This window comes from Acidiphilium cryptum JF-5 (assembly GCF_000016725.1).
Taxonomy (GTDB): Bacteria; Pseudomonadota; Alphaproteobacteria; order Acetobacterales; family Acetobacteraceae; genus Acidiphilium; species Acidiphilium multivorum.
On sequence record NC_009484.1, the window covers coordinates 21,554 to 38,139 of the forward strand.

The following is a 16,586-nucleotide window of genomic DNA, read 5'->3' on the forward strand; positions in this document are numbered from 1 at the left end:
TCATGGCGCGCATCATGCTCACCGGCGGGGCCGGCTTCATCGGCTCGCATACCGCCGTCGTGTTGCTCGAACGCGGCTACGACATCGTCCTGCTCGACGATTTCTCCAACGCCGCGCGCGATGTGCCGGACCGGCTGCGCCAGATCACCGGCATCGCCATGCCGGTGATCGAGGCGGATATCCGCGATCCCGAGGCCATGCGCGCCGCCTTCGCCGCCTTCCCCGTCGATGCTGTCGTGCATTTCGCGGCTAAGAAGGCGGTCGGCGAGAGCGAGGCCGACCCGCTGCTCTATTTCGACGTCAACATCCTCGGCACGATCCGCCTGCTCGCCGCGATGCGCGATGCCGGGGTCGGCCGGCTGGTGTTTTCCTCTTCGGCCACCGTCTATGGCGAGCCGGACACCTGTCCGATTTCCGAAACCGCCTCCCTGCGCGTCACCAATGTCTATGGCCGCACCAAGATGGTGATGGAGGGGATGATCGAGGATCTCTCGCGCACCGGCGTGCTCGCCGCCTCGGCGATCCTGCGCTATTTCAACCCGGTCGGCGCGCATCCCTCCGGCCTGATCGGCGAGAATCCGCGTGGAGTTCCCGCCAATCTGATGCCCTACCTCTGCCAGGTCGCGGCCGGGCAGCGGCCATACCTGACCGTGTTCGGCAACGATTACCCGACGCATGACGGCACCGGCGTGCGCGACTTCATCCACGTGATGGACCTCGCCGAGGCCCATGCCGCCGCGGTCGATCGCATCCTCGCGCAGGATGGCGGCTTCACCGTCAATCTCGGCACCGGCACCGGCTATTCCGTGCTCGACCTCGTGCATGCCTTCAAGGCGGCGACGGGGATCGACGTTCCCTATCAGGTCGGCCCGCGCCGGCCCGGCGATGTCGCCGCCTGCTATGCCGACCCCGGCCTGGCCGCCAGCCTGCTCGGCTGGCGCGCCAGCCGCGGCGTGCAGGACATGTGCCGCGACGCCTGGCGCTGGCAGAGCCGGCACTGAGCCCGCGATGAGCCGCCACGTCGTCTTCCTCATCGGGGAAGACTGGTTCTTCGCATCGCATTTCCGGGTTCGTGCCCTGGCCGCGCGGGCGGCGGGCTGGCGCGTCACCATCCTCACCCGCACCGGCCGCGCCGCCGATGCGCTGCGCGCCGAGGGTTTCGAGGTGATCGACGTCGATTTCCGCCGCGCCCGCCTCAATCCCCTGGCCGAGTTCCGCCTGCTGCGCTCGATCGCCGGCCATTACCGGGCCCTCGCGCCCGATCTCGCGCATCATGTCGCGCTGAAACCCATCCTGCTGGGCAGTCTTGCCGCCGCTCTCGCGCGCGTTCCGGCCGTCATCAACGCGCCGGTTGGCCAGGGCTTCGTCTTCACATCGGCAACCCTGAAGGCGCGCCTGCTCCGTCCGGCGGTCAGTCTCGGGTTGCGGCTGGCGATGGGGGCTCGCGGAGCGCTGGCCGTGTTCGAAAATCATGATGATCTGACGGCCATGACCGCCTCGGGCGCGATCCCGTCCGAACGGGCGTATCTGATCCGGGGCGCTGGCGTCGACCTCGTGTTGTATCGTCCCCATACCCCACCCGCCGGCAAGGTGCGCATCGTGCTCGGCGCGCGCATGCTGGCGGACAAGGGGGTCAGGGAATTCATCGAGGCGGCACGGCTGCTGCGTCTGCGTGGCGTCATTGCCGAGTGCCTTCTGGCCGGCGGTCCTGATCCGCAGAATCCGGCCAGTCTCGAAGCGGCAGAGCTGCAGCGCGCCACTGAGGCAACCTGGCTGGGGCCGGTCACTGACATGGCCAGCCTTCTGGCGTCCTGTCACATTGCCTGCCTGCCCTCCTATCGCGAGGGGCTGCCGAAATTCCTGCTGGAGGCGATGGCGTCGGGCCTTCCTTGCGTGGCAACGGATGTCGTCGGCTGCCGCGAGGCGGTGGCCGATGGCGAAAGCGGCGTGCTGGTCCCGCCGCGCGATCCGGCGGCGCTGGCCGATGCGCTGGAGCGCCTCGTCGCCGATCCCGAGCTGCGGGCCCGCATGGGAGCGGCGGGCCGTGCGCGGGCGGAAACCCTGTTCGCCGACGAGGTGGTTTGCGCGGCGACGCTCGCGGTCTATGAACGCGCCATCCGACACGACGTTTGACAGGGGATGGCATGATCAGGCGGCTCGCACTTCTCGGCATCATGGCCGGGGCCTGGGCGTTTGCGGTGGCAACGGCGCAGGCGGAGACGCGGATCGGCGCGGTCTCGACGAATTTCCGCCTGCTCGGCGCGAATGACAAGGTGGTGGTCGAGCGGCTCGACGATCCGAAGATCCCCGATATCGCCTGCTATGCGAGCTTCGCGAAGACCGGCGGGGTCAAGGGCAGCCTGGGTGTGGCAACCGATCCGTCGCGCTTTGCCCTCTCCTGCATTGCCACCGGGCCGGTCACGCTGCCGGCCGGCCTGCCGGCGAAGCAGCAGATCGCCGCGATCTCGGCGTCCTTCCTAGTCAAGCATTTCAATCTTTATCGCCTGGTCGATCCCGATCGCAAGGCGGTCGTCTACCTGCTGATCAGCACGAAAATCATCCACGGCTCGCCGGCCAACGCCGTCTCCGCCGTTCCCGTTTCCGGCCACTGACAGACGAGATTTGCCATGAACGACAGAGTCAACATCCGACGGGCCCTCATCTCGGTGTCCGACAAGGCGGGGCTGGTCGAGCTCGGCCGCGCGCTGGCGGCAGCGGGCGTGGAAATCCTCTCGACCGGCGGTTCCGCCCGCGCGCTGCGCGAGGCCGGGATCGCCGTTGTCGAGGTGGCGGATTACACGGGTGTTCCCGAAATGCTGGATGGGCGGGTCAAGACGCTGGTGCCCAAGATCCATGGCGGCCTGCTCGGCCGGCGCGACCTGCCGGAGCATCTGGCGCAGATGCAGCGGCACGACATCCCGCCGATCGACCTGCTCGCGGTCAATCTCTACCCGTTCGAGGAAACGGTCGCGAAGGGCTCGGATTTCGAAACCTGCGTCGAGAACATCGATATCGGCGGCCCGGCGCTGATCCGCGCGGCGGCGAAGAACCACGATTCGGTGGCGGTTCTCACCAGCCCGGCGCAGTATGACGACCTCATCGCGGCGCTAGCCGCCGGCGGAACGACGCTGGAGCAGCGCCGCCGCCTCGCCGCCGCCGCCTATGCCCGCACCGCCGCCTACGACGCCGCGATTTCCGCCTGGTTCGCGCAGCAGACCGGCGAGATGTTCCCGGCGCACCTCGCCCTGGCCGGCGCGCGGCAGCAGATGCTGCGCTACGGCGAGAACCCGCACCAGTCCGCTGCGTTCTATCGCACCGGCAACCGCCCCGGCGTTGCCACCGCGCGGCAGTTGCAGGGCAAGGAACTCTCCTACAACAACATCAACGACACCGATGCCGCTTTCGAATGCGTCGCCGAGTTCGACCGGCCGGCGGTGGTGATCGTCAAGCACGCCAATCCGTGCGGCGTCGCCCTCGGCGCCGATCTTGCCGAGGCCTGGGACCGCGCGCTGGACTGCGACCCGGTTTCGGCGTTTGGCGGCATCATCGCGGTCAACCGCCCGCTCGATGTTGCGGCAGCCGAGAAGATGGCGAGCATCTTCTCCGAGGTGATCATCGCGCCGGACGCCGCACCTGACGCGGTTGAACTGCTTGCCCGCAAGAAGAATCTCCGCCTGCTGCTCACCGGCGGCCTGCCCGACCCGGCGGAACCGGGCCTTGCCTGGCGCAGCGTTGCCGGTGGTTTCCTGGCCCAGACCCGCGACGCCGGGAGGATTGGCCGCGACGATCTGAAGGTCGTCACCCAGCGCGCGCCGACCAACGCCGAGTTCGCCGATCTGCTGTTCGCCTTCCGTGTGGCCAAGCATGTGAAGTCGAATGCGATCATCTACGCGAAAGCAGGGGCGACCACGGGCATCGGCGCGGGGCAGATGAGCCGCGTCGATTCCTCGCGCATCGCCGCACAGAAGGGTGGGGAGAAGATTCCGGGTTCGGTCGTCGCGTCCGACGCGTTCTTCCCCTTCGCCGACGGTCTTGTGGCCGCGATCGAGGCAGGGGCGACGGCGGTGATCCAGCCCGGCGGCTCGATCCGCGACAACGAGGTGATCGAGGCGGCAGATGCCGCCGGGATTGCCATGGTGTTCACCGGCATGCGCCATTTCAGGCATTGATCGCCATGACCCACACACCCCGCCTTGGCCTGCCCGACCCCGCCCGGATGAGCGAGGCCCAGCGCGCCGCGCACGATGCCATCGCGTCCGGCCCGCGCGGCCGGGTCGAGGGGCCGCTCGCAGTGTGGCTGCACAGCGCCGAACTCGCGAACAACGCGCAGGCCCTCGGCGCCTTCTGCCGTTTTGGCTCCTCGCTGCCGCCGCGCCTGTCGGAACTCGCGATCCTGGTGATGGGCTCTTATTGGCGTGCCGGGTTCGAATGGTACATCCATGCGCCGATCGCCGCGAAAGCCGGCGTGCCCGAGGCGGTCATCGCCGCGATCAAGGCGGGCGAAACGCCCGTCTTCGCCGAACCGGACGCCAGGGCGGTGCACGATTTCGCCCGGGAGCTACTCACTGCGCACGAGGTGTCGGACGAGACATACGCCTTTGCCCGCCGCCAGCTGGGCGACCGAGCCCTCGTCGATCTGGTAGGGATCCTCGGCTATTACGGGCTGATTTCCATGACCATCAAGGCCTTCCGGGTGCCCGTGCCGGACGGCGAGACCGAGCCCTTCGCCTGACGGCGAACAGTGTGCTCATGAAGAGCATGATGAACTGAGTCAGACGTCGAGTTCCTGCACGCTCGAGGCATGGTCCTGGATGAAGCGGAAGCGCAGCTCGGGCTTCCGCCCCATCAGGCTCTCGACGATTTCCGCCGTTTCAGCTCGTGCCTCGGGCGGGGCGAGAACGCGCAGCAGCACGCGGCGCTTCGGGTCCATCGTGGTTTCCTTGAGAATTGCCGGCGGCATCTCGCCAAGCCCCTTGAAGCGGCTGATCTCGACCTTGGCGTTCGCCTTGAACGCCGTCTTCACCAGCCGGTCGCGTTCGCCATCGTCCATCGCATAGACCGACTTGCCGCCCTGGGTGAGGCGGTAGAGCGGCGGCTGGGCGAGATAGACATGGCCGCCGCGGATCAGTTCCGGCAACTCGCGGTAGAAGAACGTCATCAGCAGCGACGCGATGTGAGCACCGTCAACATCGGCGTCGGTCATGATGATGATCCGGCCGTAGCGCAGCGCGTCGATCTGGAACCGGTCGCCGACGCCGCAGCCCAGCGCCTCGATCAGGTCTTTCAGTTCCTGGTTCTGCCGGAGCTTCTCCGTGGAGGCGGAGGCGACGTTGAGGATCTTGCCGCGCAGCGGCAGCACCGCCTGGGTCTCGCGGTTGCGCGCCTGCTTGGCCGAGCCGCCAGCCGAATCGCCCTCGACCAGAAAGATCTCGGTATCCTCGCGGCTCTCGCGCGAGCAATCGGTCAGCTTGCCGGGCAGGCGAAGGCGTCGCGTGGCGGATTTGCGCGGCGTGTCCTTCTGCTCGCGGCGGCGGATGCGTTCCTCCGCCCGCTCGATCACGAAGGCGAGAAGATTGTCGGCGTTCGCCGGATCGCCGGTGAGAAAATGCTCGAACCGGTCGCGCAGCGCCGCCTCGGTCAGTTTCTGCGCCTCGGGCGAGGTCAGCTTTTCCTTGGTCTGGCCCTGGAATTGCGGGTCGCGGATGAACAGCGAGAGCTTGGCGGCGAGCGCGCCGGTCGCATCCTCGGCGGTGATCACCGCGGCGCGCTTGTTGCTGCGCTGCTCGCCGAAGCCGCGCAGGCCCTTGAGCAGGGCGGCGCGGAACCCCGCCTCATGCGTGCCGCCGAGCGTCGTCGGGATCGTGTTGCAATAGGTCGAGAGCGTGGCCTCGCCGGCTTCCAGCCAGGCGCAGGCCCACTCGATCCGCCCGGCATCGTCCGGCAGGTCGGCCTGCCCGGCCCAGACCGGGGCGACGAGCTTCGGCGCGGCGCCCAGTTCCTCCGCCAGCGAATCGGCGAGGCCGCCGGGGAAATGCAGCTCCGCCTGCGCCGGCACATCGGCACCCGCCGCGATCAGCGCCGCATCGCACGTCCAGCGGATCCGCACGCCGCGGAACAGATAGGCCTTCGAGCGGCACATGCGGTAGAGCCGCGCCGGGCTGAACTTCTTGTCGCCGAAAATCTCGGGATCGGGGACGAAGCGGATCAGCGTGCCACGCCGGTTCGGCGTCGCCCCGGCATTGACCAGCTTGGTCAGCGGCTTGCCGCGGGCATAATCCTGTTTCCAGAGGGTTTTCTCGCGGGCGACCTCGACCTCCAGCCGCTCGGCCAGTGCGTTCACCACCGAAGAGCCGACGCCGTGCAGACCGCCCGAGGTGGCATAGGCCTTGCCGGCGAACTTGCCGCCGGAATGCAGGGTGGTGAGAATCACCTCGAGTGCCGACTTGTCGCGGAATTTCGGGTGCGGATCGACCGGGATGCCGCGCCCGTTATCGCGCACCGTGAGCAGGTTGCCGGGCGCAAGCGTCATCTCGATGATCGAGGCGTGGCCGGCTACGGCCTCGTCCATCGCGTTGTCGAGCAGTTCGGCGGCGAGGTGGTGCATCGCCGCATCGTCGGTGCCGCCGATATACATGCCGGGGCGCCGGCGAACCGGTTCCAGCCCTTCGAGAACCTCGATGTCCTTGGCGGAATAGCTCGCCTGGCCGGCGGCCTGCTCGAACAGATCGGTCACGCTGTCTCCTCTGGTCCGGGCGGGGTTACCCCCGCGCGAGTACCTTGTTCACCAGATCGGCCGCCGCGGTAAAGGCATGATTGGCATCCATTTGGCTCGTGTCGAGCAGCAAGGCGTCCTTCGCCTGCACTAGCGGGGCGGCGGCGCGGGTGCGGTCGGCCTCGTCGCGGGCGGCAAGTTCGGCGCGCACCGAGTCGAAGCCGGGATCGATTCCGTGGGCGAGGCGCTCCAGATGCCGGCGTTTCGCCCGCACATCCAGCGAGGCGGTGACGAAGAGTTTCACATCGGCCTCGGGAAACACGATCGTGCCGATGTCCCGCCCGTCCAGCACCGCGCCGGAGGCGTCGGCGAATCGGCGCTGGAAGTCGAGCAGCGCGGCGCGCACCGGCTTGATCGAGGCGACGGCGCTGGCCGCGCGGTCGACCTCAGGGGTGCGCAGATCGCCGCGTTCGAGATCGAGCCGGCTGAGTGAGCGGGCCTGTTCCTCGCTGGCCGCCGGATCGGCCGGATCGCCGCCACGGTCGAGCACGCGGCGCGCCACGGCGCGGTAGAGCAGGCCGGTATCGAGATAGGGCAGGTTGAAGGCGGCGGCGAGGCGGCGCGCGAGCGTGCCCTTGCCGGAGGCGGCCGGCCCGTCGATCGCGATGACGATCGGCCGCGTCACGCCGCCGCCTCGATCGCCGCGCCGATTCCGCGCATCAGCGGCAGGAAGCCGGGGAAGCTCGTATCGATAAAGCGCGCATCGTCGATGGTCACCGGGGTCTCGGTCGCGAGGCCCATGACGAGCGCGCTCATTGCCAGGCGGTGATCCATATGCGTCGCCACCGTGGCGCCGCCGCGCGCGCCGCCGCCCTCGATGATCAGGTCGTCGCCGTCCACCTGCGCCTTGACGCCATTGGCGGTGATCATGGCGAGCGTCGCGGCCAGCCGGTCGCTTTCCTTCACCCGCAGCTCCGCGAGGCCACGCAGCCGCGAGCTGCCGCGCGCCATCGCGCAGGCGACGGCGAGAATCGGGTATTCGTCGATCATCGAGGGGGCGCGTTCCGCCGGCACATCGACGGCGCGCAGATCCGAGGCGGTGACGATGAGATCGCCCACGGGCTCGCCGCCGGCCTCGCGGGCATTTACGATCTCGATCGCTGCTCCCATCTCGCGCAGGGTGAGGAACAGCCCGGTCCGCAGCGGGTTCAGCCCGACGCCCCCGATCGTGACGCGCGAGCCCGGCACGATCAGCGCGGCGACGATCGGGAAGGCGGCCGACGACGGATCGCCCGGCACGACGACATCCGCGCCGCGCAGCTCCGGCTGTCCCCGCAGGCGGATCAGCTTGCCCGTGCCATGCGCGGCCACCTCCACCTCGGCGCCGAAATGGCGGAGCATGTTCTCGGAATGGTCGCGGGTCGGCTCCGGTTCCTCGATCTCGGTGATGCCGCGGGCGTTCAGCCCGGCGAGCAGCAGCGCCGACTTCACCTGCGCGGAGGCGACCGGCAGCCGATAGGAGAGCGGCATCGCCTCGGCGGCACCGCGCACCGAAAGCGGCAGGCGCCCGCCCTCTCGCGCGGCGAAGACGGCGCCTGTCGCGCCCAGCGGATCGATCACCCGGCGCATCGGCCGGCGGCGGAGCGAGGCATCGCCGGTCATCACGGCGAAAATGTCGTGGCTCGCGAGAATGCCGCAGAGCAGCCGCGCGGCGGTGCCGGAATTGCCCATGTCGAGCACGTCGTCCGGGCTCTGCAACCCGCCGATGCCGGGGCCGGAGGCGCGCCAGGCACCCGGGCCGGTACGCTCCACCGTCGCGCCCAGCGCGCGCATCGCGGCGGCGGTCCGCAGCACGTCCTCGCCTTCCAGCAGGCCGGAAATCCGGGTTTCACCGACCGCGAGGCCGGCGAACATCAGCGCGCGATGCGAAATCGACTTGTCGCCCGGAACGGTGATCGTGCCGGTGAGCGGCGTGGCAGGGCGGCGTGAGGTCTGGGGCAGCGTTGCGGCGTGTTCCATGGCGCGGCGCTTACCACGAGTGGACGATTTTGCCAGCCATCATTGTCGGCGGCCGTCAGGGTTTGACAAGCAGGGCGATGGGTGGCATGGCGCCCGCCCTGACGGACTCCACCGCTCACCCTGGAATGCGAGGCTCTCATGGCGAAGCCTGAACTTGGCGACAAACATACCTGTGTGTCCTGCGGCGCGCGCTTTTTCGACCTCGGCAAGGTTCCGGCCGTCTGCCCGAAATGCGGCACCGAACAGCCGGCCGAGCAGCCGAAGCTCAAGCGCAGCGTACCAATGCCCGACGACGCCAAGAAGCCGGCCAAGGCGCAGACCACCGAGGACGACGTCGACACGGATGACGTGGAGGATACCGGCGACGACGATATCCTGACGGATGCCGATGATCTCGAGGACGACGATGCGATCGATGCCGATATCGAGGTCGAGCGCGACAGTGACGAGAACGAAAGATAATTTTCCTTTCCGGGTCGAATTTGTTTACCGAATTGTAATCTGGAGCGGGTCATGTTCGGGCGCAGCCAAAAACGGCTGTTCCTGAAGGACACTCCTGAGAAGGAAACCCGCGATGACCCAGTTCGCCCCGGCGAAAACCGCCGACCATCACGAGCCGATCGTCAGCCCGCTCATTCTTGTCGACCGCCTGATTTCGCTGGCGCAGGACGCCGAGCGCGCCGGGTTGCCGGCCGTCGCCAACCGGCTGGTCCGCCTTGCCCTGCGCAGCTGCGTTCCGCCCGCCGGCGGCACGCATCGCCACTGATCCGCCGTCGTCGCGTTCCGACCTCCCGTTTTTGACCTGACTTCACAGGCTCGCTATTGCGGGTCGCGTTGACGGGAGGTCATGAATGTCTGAACAGCCATCCGCTGGAACCGTGTCGCCCTCGGGCCCGCTCGCCGGACTGACGGTATTCGATCTGACGCGAGTGCTCGCCGGTCCCACCTGCGTGCAGATGCTGGCCGATCTCGGGGCCGAGGTGATCAAGATCGAGAAGCCGGGCAGCGGCGACGATACCCGTGGATTCGCGCCTCCCGCGCTGCCGGGCACCGAGCAGAGCGCCTATTTCGCCGGCGCCAATCGCAACAAACGGTCCGTGACGCTCGATATCGCGAAGCCCGAGGGCCAGAAACTGGCGCGCGCGCTGATCGCGAAGAGCGATATCCTGGTCGAGAACTTCAAGGTCGGCACGCTGCCGCGCTACGGCCTCGGCTATAACGATCTCAGGGCCGACAATCCGGGGCTGATCTATTGCTCGATCACCGGATTCGGCCAGACCGGCCCCTATGCGTCCCGCCCCGGCTACGACAGCCTGATCCAGGCCATGGGTGGCATCATGTCGCTTACCGGCGTGCCGGATGGCCAGCCGATGAAGGTGGGCGTGCCGGTCGCCGACCTTTTTGCCGGGCTCTACGGCGCGATCGGCGTGCTCGCCGCGCTGCGCCACCGGGAAATCACCGGGCAGGGCCAGCACATCGATATCGGCATGCTGGACACGCATGTCGCCTGGCTCGCAAATCAGGGCATGAACTACCTCGCCACCGGCAAGAATCCCCCGCGCCTCGGCAATGAGCACCCGAATATCGTTCCCTATCAGGTTTTCGCGACCGAAGACGGCCATATCGTCCTCTCGATCGGTAACGACCCGACCTTCGCGCGTTTCTGCAACGCGTTCGGACTGGAGCATCTGCTGGCTGACGAGCGGTTCGCCACGAATGCCGCCCGCGTCGCCAATCGCGCATTTGTGACCGACACCCTCACTGCGGTTCTGGCGCGGCATCCGTCCGCCTGGTGGCTGGAACGGCTGGAAGAGCTGAAGATCGGCTGCGGCCCGATCAACACGCTGGAGCAGGTCTTCGCCGATCCGCACGTGATCGCGCGCGGCAACCTGATCGAAATGACCAGAAGCGATGGCGTGCCGGTGAAGCTCGTCGCCAATCCGGTCCGCCTGTCGGAAACGCCGGTGGATTATCGCCTCGCACCTCCCATGTTGGGAGAGCATACCGACGAGGTGCTGACCAACATGCTGGGACTCGACGAACCGGCCCGCGCCGCGCTGCGCCGGGACGGCATCATCTGAAGGACGGCCGGATCGTGGCGCGGCAGGGTTTCGTTCCCTATCTGCTCGGCAACGATTTCCACCGGCTCGCCTTCGTGGAATTCGGCAACCCGGCCGCGCCGGCCGTGCTCTGCGTGCATGGCCTGACCCGCAACGGGCGCGATTTCGACATTCTCGCGGACAGCCTGGCCGATCGCTATCATGTGATCTGCCCCGACCTGCCGGGCCGCGGACGATCGGAATGGCTGCGCGACGGGGCGCTCTATCAGCCCCCTTCCTACGTCATCGCGCTGGCGCATCTGCTCGCCTGGCTGAACAAGCCGGTTGCCTGGGTCGGCACGTCGCTGGGCGGGATCTGCGGCATGATGGTCGCCGCCGCGGCGCACACGCCGATCACCCGCCTCGTGCTCAACGATATCGGCCCGCATATTCCCGCCGCGGCGCTCGGCCGGATCCGCGACTACATGGGCGAGGCACCCGCTGCCTTTCCCGATCTTGCGGCGCTCGAAGCCCATCTGCGCACCGTGCATGCGCCGTTCGGCCCGCTGACCGATCCGCAATGGGCCGCTCTCGCGCTTCACTCGGCACGGCCCGTCGAGGGCGGCGGGCTCGCGTTGCATTACGATCCCGCGATCGCCGAACCGATCCGCGCCTCGGTGCCCATGGATGCCGATCTCGGCGCGATCTGGACGGCGATCCGCGTGCCGGTGCTTGCCCTTCGCGGCACCACCAGCGACCTGCTGACCGAAGCGACCCTCGCGCGCATGGAGGAGGATGGCGCCGCCACGCATACCGTGCCGGCATGCGGCCACGCGCCGGCGCTGATGGACGGGCCGACCATCGCGGTGATCCGGCGGTTTCTGGATGGCGCCTGATGCGCTGGCGGACGCGCCTCGACCTCTGGTTCAGGGCGCTGCGCGCGGCCGCGATCGAAGTGATGAGCGGGGAAATGTCGCTCGTCGCCGCCGGTTGCGCCTTTTACGCCACCCTGGCCCTGTTCCCGGCGATGACGGCGCTGATTTCGCTCTACGGCCTCGCATTCAACCCGGTAACGGTCGAACCGCAGCTTCTCTATCTGAAACACCTGATGCCGCCGGCCGCCTTCGCGCTGATCGGCGGGCGGATCCAGCAACTGGTTTCCGGCGGCAAGACGACGCTCGGCATCGGCCTCGTCATCTCGCTGGGCTTCACGCTCTATTCCTCGGCTTCCGGCATCAAGTCGCTGATCTACGCGCTGAACGTGATCCACAAGCGGCAGGAAACGCGCGGCTTCTTCGAGTTTCAGGCGGTGACCCTGGCGATGACGCTGATTGCCATGCTCGGCGCCGTCATCGCCATCGCCGTGCTGGTCGGCATGCCGCTGGTGCTTGCCTTCCTGGGCCTTGCCAAGGCGCCGGCGGTGCTGACGGTGCTGCCCGGATTCGCCCTGCTGATCGGGTCGATGGGTCTGGCGCTCGGCCTGCTCTACCGATTCGGGCCGGCCTTCGGGCGCGATGCGGGGCACCCGGTCGTACCCGGCGCGCTGGTCGCGATCCTGGTCTGGCTCGTCGTGTCCTATGGCTTTGCGGTCTATGTTGGCCAATTCGCGGCCTATAGCCGCACCTACGGGCCCCTGGCGACGATCATCGGTCTGATGATGTGGTTCTATCTGAGCGCCTATGCCGTGCTGTTCGGGGCGCTGTTCAACGCCACGCTCGACCGCGCGTCTGTGGCATTCCGGCCATAGTTGGAAAACTTGCCGCGCTACCATACGGGAAACACTGCATCAGCGTTGTCGGCCAGCCACATAGGGTCTATGCGGTTAACATTGGACAAAACTTCTGATGTGTGGGGCGCTGCCGTGCACCGATTCCAGGCGGTATTCCGGGTTTCGGGCGAGAGGATCGTGATGATGCCCCGCCGCGGTGGCGCATGACCCGGAAGCCCGTCCGCCGATCCGCCGAACTGCCGACCGAGGCTGTGCTGCGCGAGTTCATCGCCGAAGCTGGAACCCGGCTGCGCAAGGGCGACATTGCCCGCGCCTTCGGCCTCGGCCCCGACCAGAAACCGGCGCTGCGGGCGATGCTGCGGAATCTCGAACGCGATGGCATGCTGGTCCGCGCCGGCGGGCGGCAGGTGCGCGCGGCCGAGGCGCTGCCGGAACGCTGCGTCGTCGAGATCACCGGCACCGATCGTGACGGCGACCCGCTTGCCCGGCCGGTCGGCTGGGACCGGCAGGGCAAGCCGCCGATCATCTTCATGTTGCCCGAAAAGCGCGGCCACGCTGCGCTCGCGCCCGGCGCGCGGGTGCTGGCCCGGCTGCGACGGATCGACGACGACCGTTACGAAGGCCGCACGGTCCGGCGGCTCGACGAGGAGCCGGCCAGCATCATCGGCGTGTTCCGCGCCGAGGGAGAGGGCGGCTGGATCGAGCCGGTGGACCGCAAGAGCCGCGCCGAATGGAAGGTGCCGCCGGGCGAAACCGCCGGTGCCGAAAGCGGCGACGTGGTGCGCGCCATGCCCTTGCCGGCCTTCGGCTACAGGCCGAAGCCGGCGCGGATCGCCGAGCATCTCGGCCGGATGGGCGATGCGCGCTCGATCAGCCTGATCGCCATCGCGGCACTGGGGATTCCGGCCGACTTCCCGGAGACCGCGATCGACGAGGCGAAGCGCGCCCGCGGCGTCCGCCCCGGCCGGCGGACCGATCTGCGCGAAGTGCCGCTGGTGACGATCGACGGCGCCGATGCGCGCGACTTCGATGACGCCGTCTTCGCCGAACCCGCCGGGCCGGGGCATCGCATCGTCGTCGCCATCGCCGATGTCGCGCATTACGTGCGCCCCGGCTCGGCGCTCGACCGCGAGGCGCTGAAGCGCGGCAACTCGGTCTATTTCCCCGACCGCGTGGTGCCGATGCTGCCCGAGGCGCTCTCCAACGGCTGGTGCAGCCTGCGGCCGGGCGAGGACAGGGGATGCCTGTTCGTCGAGATGATCGTCGACGCCGAGGGCCGCAAGCTGAGCCACCAATTCGGCCGCGGCCTGATGCGCAGCTTCGCCCGCCTCACCTACGAGGAGGTGCAGGGCGCCTTCGAGTCCGGCTGGGAAGCCGATCTGCCGGACGGGACGATCGACCATCTCTACGCCGCCTATCGCACGCTGCTGGCGGCGCGGCAGGCCCGCGGCACGCTCGATCTCGACCTGCCGGAGCGCAAGATCACGCTCGACGAGGCTGGCCGGGTGACGGACGTGGCGCCGCGCCCGCGGCTCGACAGCCACCGGCTGATCGAGGAGTTCATGATCCTCGCCAATGTCGCGGCGGCGGAGGAGCTGGAACGGCTGCGCCAGCCGTGCATGTATCGCGTGCACGCCCCGCCCTCGCCGGAAAAGCTCGATTCGCTGCGCAATCTGCTGGCGACGTTCGAGATTTCGCTCAAGCCCGGCGACCAGCTCCACCCGCGCGACCTTGATCATGTGCTGCGCCTTGTCGCCGGTAGCGATGCGGCGCCGCTGGTGAACGAGGCGGTGCTGCGCAGCCAGAGCCAGGCGGAATACGCGCCGGAGAATATCGGCCATTTCGGCCTGGCGCTGAACAGCTACGCGCATTTCACCTCGCCGATCCGCCGCTATGCCGATCTTCTGGTCCATCGCGCGCTCATCGCCGGGCTGAAGCTCGGCACCGACGGGCTGCGTCCCGAACACGCCGACGGATTCGAAACCATCGCGGCGGCGATCACCTCGACCGAGCGCCGCGCCACCGATGCCGAGCGGCAATCGGCCGACCGCTATCTTGCCGCCTATCTGGCCGACCGGATCGGCGAGGATTTCGGCGCGCGGGTCAGCGGGGTGACGCGGTTCGGCCTGTTCGTCACGCTCGATGCGACCGGCGCGTCCGGTTTCGTGCCGATGGCGCTGCTGCCCGACGATTTCTGGCATTTCGACGAGGCCGATGGCACGCTGTCCGGCACCCGCTCGCGCGTGGTGTTCCGCCTGGCCGATCCGGTGCTGGTGCGGCTGCGCGAGGCGAAGCCGGTGACCGGCGGGCTGCTGTTCACCCTGATCGAGGGCGGCAGCGCGCCGGGCGAGGGCGGTGGACAACATCGCCGGTTGCCGGCCCGCAAGGGCGGCAGGAAGCCGGGCCGCGCGCCCGCCAGGCACAAGCGCAGCCGCCGATGAAACGCCGGATGGCCCGTTCGCTCGCTCGCCGTTCCCGGGCGCACCGCGCCCGCCGGCCGGCGCTCGTGCGGCCGATCCGCCGGATTGTCACAGTGCTGTGCGTGATGCTGCCGATCTGCGGCGCCCAGGCGGGCCAGCGTGGCTTCGACTCGACTCACGCCGCCGCCGTCTGGGGCGCTGCCCTCGCCTTCATGGCGCCCCGCACGTTGCAGCCGCTCGGCATTCCGCGCATGGCGGTATGGGGATTGTCCGGCATTACCGCGCTGGACCCCGATCTCACCGTGCAGGAACAATCGGGAAAGTTGCTGCTCTTCGGACCCAATCGGGTGATTTTCGCAACCTTGGCGCCGCCGGTCGGCGACGCGGCGAAATGGGGCGTGGCCTGCGCTGCTGTCGCCGCGCATGCCTTCGCGGCTTCGCCCACGATCGAGCGCGCCGGCACCGGCGGCATGATCCGCAGCTTCTTCGACGAGCTGTTCAATCATTTCGACCCTTATTCCCGCTATGTCGCGCCGCGCGAGGCCGCGACGGAGCGCGCGCTGCGGCTGGGCCTTGGCGGAATCGGCATGACCCTGGCGCGGCACGACCGCATCGTGACGATCACCGGCGTCACGCCGTCGAGCCCGGCCGACCGGGCCGGGATCGCGCCGGGCATGCAGCTTCTGGCGATCGACGGGCGGGATGCCGCCGCGCAACCGGTCGCCCAGCTGCAACAGGAACTTGCCGGCCCGATCGGCAGCATGATCGATCTGACGATCCGGCCCGGGCACAGCCTGCCGCAGACGATCACCCTGGCCCGGGCCCTGGTGCCGACGCAGAGCGTCACCGGGCAGATCGACGATGGCATCGCCCATATCCGCGTTCTCGGCTTCGACCACGGCACGGCGCGGCAGTTCGCCGCGGTTCTCGCGCAACTCGTGCAGGCGCAGCCCGCCCCGAAGGGAATCGTGATCGATCTCCGCGGCAATCGCGGCGGTGTCCTGCGGCAGTCGGTGCTCAGCCTCGACACGCTGCTCTCGCAAGGCACGATCATCCACACGATCGGCCGCGATCCGGCGGCCAACAAGGTATGGCATGCCGAGGGGGCCGATATCGCGCACGGCCTGCCGGTGGTCGTGCTGGTCGATGGCGGCACCGCGAGCGCCGCCGAGGTGTTCTCGGCCGCAATCGCCGACAACGACCGCGGCGTCGTTCTCGGCAGTGCGACACTCGGCAAGGGGCTGGTGCAGAGCGTCACCGAACTTCCGGGCGGGGGCGAGCTGTTCGTCACCTGGAGCAGGATGATCGCCCCACGCGGCTGGCCGCTGCAAAGTCTTGGCGTGTTTCCGCAGGTCTGCACCAGCCTTGGCACCGACCAGCTCGCGAAGCAGATCAACGCGCTGCGGCATGGCGTCGACCTGCTGGCGAAGCCGCTGGCCGAAACCCGTGCGGCCAGGGCGCCGATGCCGCTCGCCGAGGTGCTGGCCCTGCGAGAGGCCTGCCCGGCCGCGATCGGCGGCAACGGCTACGAACGGGCGGCGGCCGCGCTGATCGATCATCCGGCCGCGTATCGCGCCGCCCTGATCCGCCCGCTGCTCCCGCATGCCCGGGCCGGGGGTTGACCAGGCCGGCAAGGTCGATCATATCGGCGCGATCGGAGAATACGC

Annotated in this window: 15 protein-coding genes; 12 read left to right on the top strand and 3 right to left on the bottom strand. The window is 68.6% G+C overall.

The features are described from left to right. Nucleotides 1–2 precede the first annotated feature (2 nt). From galE to ACRY_RS02570, 5 genes are read left to right on the top strand one after another with little or no spacing between them, the layout of a single operon-like run. Nucleotides 3–1,001, top strand: coding sequence for a UDP-glucose 4-epimerase GalE (galE, locus tag ACRY_RS02550; protein ID WP_007421941.1), 999 nt, complete (start codon nucleotides 3–5; stop codon nucleotides 999–1,001). 7 nt (nucleotides 1,002–1,008) lie between these two features. Continuing rightward, nucleotides 1,009–2,133 (top strand): glycosyltransferase family 4 protein, encoded by a 1,125-nt coding sequence (locus tag ACRY_RS02555; protein WP_011941216.1) that lies wholly within the window; start codon nucleotides 1,009–1,011, stop codon nucleotides 2,131–2,133. Between the two features lie 11 nt (nucleotides 2,134–2,144). Continuing rightward, entirely contained in the window at nucleotides 2,145–2,612 is a 468-nt protein-coding gene (locus tag ACRY_RS02560) for a CreA family protein (RefSeq protein WP_011941217.1), read from the top strand. Between the two features lie 15 nt (nucleotides 2,613–2,627). Then, on the top strand, nucleotides 2,628–4,169 hold the full coding sequence (gene purH, locus ACRY_RS02565; RefSeq protein WP_011941218.1) for a bifunctional phosphoribosylaminoimidazolecarboxamide formyltransferase/IMP cyclohydrolase: 1,542 nt from the start codon (nucleotides 2,628–2,630) through the stop codon (nucleotides 4,167–4,169). A gap of 5 nt (nucleotides 4,170–4,174) precedes the next feature. Then, nucleotides 4,175–4,732 carry a carboxymuconolactone decarboxylase family protein gene (locus tag ACRY_RS02570; RefSeq protein ID WP_011941219.1) on the top strand — a complete coding sequence of 186 codons (558 nt, stop codon included), beginning with the start codon at nucleotides 4,175–4,177 and terminating at the stop codon, nucleotides 4,730–4,732. A 39-nt stretch (nucleotides 4,733–4,771) separates the two neighbouring features. Here the strand turns inward: ACRY_RS02570 and parE are convergent, their stop codons facing one another. The 3 genes from parE to aroA are packed head-to-tail and all read right to left on the bottom strand — an operon-like array spanning nucleotide 4,772 to nucleotide 8,731. Continuing rightward, entirely contained in the window at nucleotides 4,772–6,733 is a 1,962-nt protein-coding gene (gene parE / locus ACRY_RS02575) for a DNA topoisomerase IV subunit B (protein ID WP_011941220.1), read from the bottom strand. Between the two features lie 25 nt (nucleotides 6,734–6,758). After that, nucleotides 6,759–7,397 carry a (d)CMP kinase gene (cmk, locus tag ACRY_RS02580; protein WP_011941221.1) on the bottom strand — a complete coding sequence of 213 codons (639 nt, stop codon included), beginning with the start codon at nucleotides 7,395–7,397 and terminating at the stop codon, nucleotides 6,759–6,761. Then, a complete protein-coding gene (gene aroA, locus ACRY_RS02585; protein WP_007424234.1) occupies nucleotides 7,394–8,731 on the bottom strand; it encodes a 3-phosphoshikimate 1-carboxyvinyltransferase in 1,338 nt (445 codons plus the stop codon). The genes cmk and aroA overlap by 4 nt, the downstream gene beginning before the upstream one ends. A gap of 138 nt (nucleotides 8,732–8,869) precedes the next feature. On the opposite strand from aroA, the gene ACRY_RS02590 reads away from it, so the two are divergent. The 7 genes from ACRY_RS02590 to ACRY_RS02620 all read left to right on the top strand — a co-directional run bounded on the left by ACRY_RS02590 (nucleotide 8,870) and on the right by ACRY_RS02620 (nucleotide 16,541). Then, nucleotides 8,870–9,193 (top strand): TIGR02300 family protein, encoded by a 324-nt coding sequence (locus tag ACRY_RS02590; protein ID WP_007424235.1) that lies wholly within the window; start codon nucleotides 8,870–8,872, stop codon nucleotides 9,191–9,193. A 112-nt stretch (nucleotides 9,194–9,305) separates the two neighbouring features. Further along, nucleotides 9,306–9,497 carry a hypothetical protein gene (locus ACRY_RS02595; protein WP_013639134.1) on the top strand — a complete coding sequence of 64 codons (192 nt, stop codon included), beginning with the start codon at nucleotides 9,306–9,308 and terminating at the stop codon, nucleotides 9,495–9,497. An 85-nt stretch (nucleotides 9,498–9,582) separates the two neighbouring features. Further along, the gene (locus ACRY_RS02600; RefSeq protein ID WP_011941223.1) at nucleotides 9,583–10,812 is read left to right on the top strand and encodes a CaiB/BaiF CoA transferase family protein; all 1,230 of its coding nucleotides are present in this window, start codon (nucleotides 9,583–9,585) and stop codon (nucleotides 10,810–10,812) included. Nucleotides 10,813–10,826: 14 nt separating this feature from the next. Continuing rightward, nucleotides 10,827–11,666, top strand: coding sequence for an alpha/beta fold hydrolase (locus ACRY_RS02605; protein ID WP_011941224.1), 840 nt, complete (start codon nucleotides 10,827–10,829; stop codon nucleotides 11,664–11,666). Continuing rightward, the gene (locus ACRY_RS02610) at nucleotides 11,666–12,517 is read left to right on the top strand and encodes a YihY/virulence factor BrkB family protein (protein ID WP_011941225.1); all 852 of its coding nucleotides are present in this window, start codon (nucleotides 11,666–11,668) and stop codon (nucleotides 12,515–12,517) included. Before ACRY_RS02605 ends, ACRY_RS02610 begins: the two co-directional genes overlap by 1 nt. A 185-nt stretch (nucleotides 12,518–12,702) precedes the next feature. Continuing rightward, nucleotides 12,703–14,940, top strand: a complete 2,238-nt coding sequence (gene rnr / locus ACRY_RS02615; protein WP_011941226.1) for a ribonuclease R — start codon at nucleotides 12,703–12,705, stop codon at nucleotides 14,938–14,940. Nucleotides 14,941–14,948: 8 nt separating this feature from the next. Beyond that, complete coding sequence (locus tag ACRY_RS02620) at nucleotides 14,949–16,541, top strand: S41 family peptidase (protein WP_043509016.1); 1,593 nt, start codon at nucleotides 14,949–14,951, stop codon at nucleotides 16,539–16,541. Nucleotides 16,542–16,586: the final 45 nt, after the last annotated feature.